The organism is Clostridia bacterium (genome assembly GCA_036562685.1).
Classification (GTDB): domain Bacteria; phylum Bacillota; class Clostridia; order Christensenellales; family DUVY01; genus DUVY01.
In genome coordinates this window covers 1-4,209 of the sequence record DATCJR010000189.1, presented here as the reverse complement: position 1 = coordinate 4,209, position 4,209 = coordinate 1, and the positions used below count along the sequence as shown (strand labels likewise).

The window sequence follows — 4,209 nt, the reverse complement described above, 5'->3', positions numbered from 1 at the left end:
AATTATCAATTTTTAAGTCACTTCGTCATAAAATATATTAGCCCGGAACGGGCAAACGGAGTGACTTTTTTATGAATTGGAAAGATTTTATTCAGCCCGAACTTCTGGCTTTAATACCGTTTTTATACGGTGCTGGTGTATTAATAAAAAATACGCCCAAAATAAAAAATTGGTTGATTCCATATATATTATGGGGTATTTCAATAGTGATAACCTTAATCTATTTTGTGCTTCAGACAGGCAAGAACTTTGACGGAACGACATTTGCTGTTGCATTAGGGCAAGCTACGTTACTTGCCTTGGCGACAGTTGGTGGAAATGAATGCATAAAACAGGCTACGGTCGGCAGAAAAGAAGACAATCAAGCCGAAAACACATCACAACAAAATACTCAAGATCAGAACGAAGACAAATAAAACTAACTGATATTTAAAAACTGATCAAAATGAAATATATGGATGTAAACAATCATATAATTTTGCAAAAGGGCTATTAATTAGCCCTTTTGTAGCGTTATGAAAAATTAAATTTTATAGAAAATTAAGAAACGATTAGAAGATTAAATTTTGCATTAAAAAATTGTAAAGATAATATTTATGATTTTTATTTTAATATGATATATGCTAATATAAACCCATGGAAAACATATTAGAAGTTAAAAATCTTGTTAAACATTATGGAAAGGTTGTCGCAGTAAACGACATTTCATTTTCAGTGCCTCAAGGTCAATTGTTTGCTTTTTTGGGGCGCAACGGTGCTGGAAAATCAACTACTATTAATATTATATGCACTACATTAGCTAAGACATCAGGGGAGGTTTTTGTTAACGGTCTTAAGCTTGGAAGAGATGATGAAAAGATAAGACATAATATTGGAGTTGTATTCCAAAATGGAGTTTTAGACAACATACTGACGGTTAAAGAAAATATTTTAACCCGCGCATCATTCTATAAATTGGACAATGATACAATTTCAAAAAGGTTAAATTATATTTCTGATCTTTTAGATATGCATGATTTTTTGAACAGAGCATATGGGAATATTTCCGGTGGGCAAAAGAGAAAAGCGGATATAGCAAGAGCAGTCATTAACAATCCCAAGATTTTGTTTTTGGATGAACCTACAACAGGACTAGATCCTGCAACACGCGTTAAAGTCTGGGAGATGATTGATTATTTGAGAATTAATGAAGGTATGACCATATTTTTGACCACTCATTATATGGAAGAAGCAGACCGTGCTGACAATATAGCTATAATCAATGACGGCAAAATAATTGTATCAGGAACTCCTAACCAGCTAAAAGAAAAATATAGCACTGACAGCTTAAGAGTAATGCCCAAAAATGGAAAAGAAGAACTTGAGAAAATATTCGAACAACTTAACTTTAAATATGAATTTAAAGTTGACCAATATATTATAGATATAAAAGATACCATGCAGGCTTTGGAAATATTACAATATATCAAAAATCATATCAAAAACTTTGAAGTCCTTAAGGGCGATATGGATAGTGTTTTTCTCAATGTAACTGGAGAAAGACTGGCAGGAGGAGAAAGATGAGAAGTCTTAAGGCGTTAGTAATTAGAAATTTAAAATGTTATATAAGATATAAATCTAATATTATATACTCGTTATTATCAATAATTATTACTGTAGGTTTATATATACTTTTTATGTCCAAAACTTATACCGACAGTATGAAACAAATATTAGAACCTTTTGGAGCAACAAATTATCAATGGATGTCAGATAGTATTATGCTGTCTGGTCTTATACCTATTTTGAGCATATCAGTATCTTTAGTTGCTTTAGCTATTATAGTTGAAGATAAACAAAATAAGATTGCAATGGATTTTATGGTTGCGCCTATCAACCGTAATATCTGGATGTTGAGTTATCTTATCAGCTCGCTAATTATATGTTCAGTGGCATCATTGGCATTGATAGTTTTTTCAGATTTATATTTGTTTTTTATTTCAGGATATGCCCTAACATTTTTACAGTTGATTAAAATTCTTGGTATAACCCTTTTGGGCGTATTTTTTGGAAATATGTTTATGGTGTTTTTGATTTCGTTTGCCAAGACCACCAATGTTGTCGGGGGAATGGGTACCATTGTAGGAACACTTCAAGGTTTTATAAGTGGATGCTATATGCCGTTAGGAGTATTTCCAAAAACAATGAGATATATATTATATAGTCTTCCTTTTGCTCAAATGTCTTCTTTAATAAGAGATGTGTATTTGGAAAACGCAACAAAGGTTATGGGGCTTTCTGCAGAAGGCAGTTTTGCACTAAATGAAATATCAAAGTTTTATGGAATTGAGCTACACTTCGGTAATTGGAATATGCCTTTATGGTTAATGATTATTAGCGTATTGTCGTTTACAATAATTTTTGCAATTATTGCAGGATTTAGATTTTTAAAGTTTAAAAACAAATAAAAGAAGTACTAGTATTAACATCTCAAAATACTACTAAGAAAAGGTAATTATTTAAGAAATAAGGCAAAAAGCTTATCAAAAGATTACCAAAAGTTATATTGACCTTTTGCTTGATTTTTAGATTATTTCTTTATATAATCTAAATTAATAGTGGTATTTTAATATGAAAAAATTACTTAGTAAATTAAAAGTATATAATGTATACAATAATTATATAATAGTGCTGTCTTGTTTGATTTTAAACATTATAGCATTAGCTGTTTTTTATTTGACTTTAAAAGTCAAGGTATCTTTCTTTGGTTTTTTTACTGATGTTTTATTTTTGACCGCAATTTATTTTTTAATAAATTTAATAAAAAACGTAAAAGCCAAGAAAATTGTTTATACAATTTTTTCGATATTGATTGCATTTGCTTTAATGGCTGATTCAACATATTTTTATCAATACAAATCATTTGCATCAATATCTAGTTTGATGTTTGTTAATAATGTAGTAGGTCAAAAATATGGAATCAATTTTCCGTTGACTTGCTATCTTTTATCCCCCATATTTATTGTATCGTTGTTTATAATATGGTACACAAAAATTTCAATAACAGAAAAAAAGACTAAAAGTGCCAAAGCTAATATTGCAATGTCTTTGGCAGCAGTAATACTATGTGCAAGCATTAATGTGCCTTATTCTATATATAATATTGTAAAAGCTAAAAGCTATAATGATTATGTTGCTGAATATGTTCATAGCAATAGCTATTTGTATAACGATTTATACAGCAGCGTAAAGTTTGTTCAGGTTTTTGGATATTGTAATTTCAGAATAAGAGATGCAGCTTCTTTGGATATGAAGTTGGATTATGAAAGTATTGAAGAACTAGATTCATACTTTAATTCGATTGTTTATACCAAACAAGCTAATGATTGGACTCAAAAATATAAAGACTATAATGTAATTACCATTTTATGTGAAACATTTGATGAAAGATTTAGTGATCCAGAATATTTGGGTAATCAGCTTGTAAATAATACATCTTTACATCGAAATAAAGATGCTCAACTAGATCCAGTATTAGTGGGTAATACTGTTGCTTCGTTGCTTACTCCTAATATATATAAAATCAGGCAAAAGGCCTTGACTTTAACTAATTATTATGTGCCTACATTCTTTGAAGGTGCAACAATTAATACTGAATTTATGGTCAATAATGGTATCTATGCTCTTAATGTCAAAAACTTTTCATCTAATTTAGGTGACACTTATTACAATAATTATTTTGGAAAGTATTCCTTGGCAGCGCAGTTTGAAAAAAACGGTTATGAAACTTTTTACTTCCATAATGACAGCGAGAATTTCTATAATAGAAAGACTTTAACAGCAAATGAAGGATTTGATAATACTTATTTCGATGAGGATCTTATTGCCGCTGGAGTAAAAGAAGAAAAGATCTATGATACTAGACTGCTAAAGTTTTTTGAACTTGATGAGGTAGAACATTCATTAGATACCCTAAAAAAAGATAATAAATCCTTTTTTATGCAGATAGATACATATTCTATGCATATGGGAAATGAGGCAAAATATGACCATCATGAAGCTCAGGTTAGAAAAGCTTTTGAAAAGGCAGGAATCAATTATGATAAAGTTCCTGCTCAAATACAGTGTTATTATCTAAAGATGGTAGAATTTGATACCTTTTTAGGTATGCTGATAGAAAAACTGGATAATCTTGGCATCTTGGATAAAACATTAATAATACCTTTTCCT

The 4,209-nt window shown here is 29.9% G+C and carries 4 protein-coding genes; all 4 read left to right on the top strand.

The genetic code is table 11. The features are described from left to right. Nucleotides 1–71: 71 nt before the first annotated feature. Nucleotides 72–416, top strand: coding sequence for a phage holin family protein (locus tag VIL26_08415; protein ID HEY8390950.1), 345 nt, complete (start codon nucleotides 72–74; stop codon nucleotides 414–416). Nucleotides 417–636: 220 nt separating this feature from the next. Beyond that, a complete protein-coding gene (locus VIL26_08410; protein ID HEY8390949.1) occupies nucleotides 637–1,563 on the top strand; it encodes an ABC transporter ATP-binding protein in 927 nt (308 codons plus the stop codon). Further along, the gene (locus VIL26_08405; protein ID HEY8390948.1) at nucleotides 1,560–2,447 is read left to right on the top strand and encodes an ABC transporter permease; all 888 of its coding nucleotides are present in this window, start codon (nucleotides 1,560–1,562) and stop codon (nucleotides 2,445–2,447) included. Before VIL26_08410 ends, VIL26_08405 begins: the two co-directional genes overlap by 4 nt. Before the next feature lie 163 nt (nucleotides 2,448–2,610). Further along, the coding region (locus VIL26_08400; GenBank protein ID HEY8390947.1) for a sulfatase-like hydrolase/transferase at nucleotides 2,611–4,209 on the top strand (1,599 nt) is incomplete at its 3' end.

Coding starts and splice junctions, on each gene's coding strand:
- VIL26_08415 (HEY8390950.1), top strand. CDS start 72: ATGAATTGGAAAGATTTTATTCAGCCCGAACTTCTGGCTTTAATACCG.
- VIL26_08410 (HEY8390949.1), top strand. CDS start 637: ATGGAAAACATATTAGAAGTTAAAAATCTTGTTAAACATTATGGAAAG.
- VIL26_08405 (HEY8390948.1), top strand. CDS start 1,560: ATGAGAAGTCTTAAGGCGTTAGTAATTAGAAATTTAAAATGTTATATA.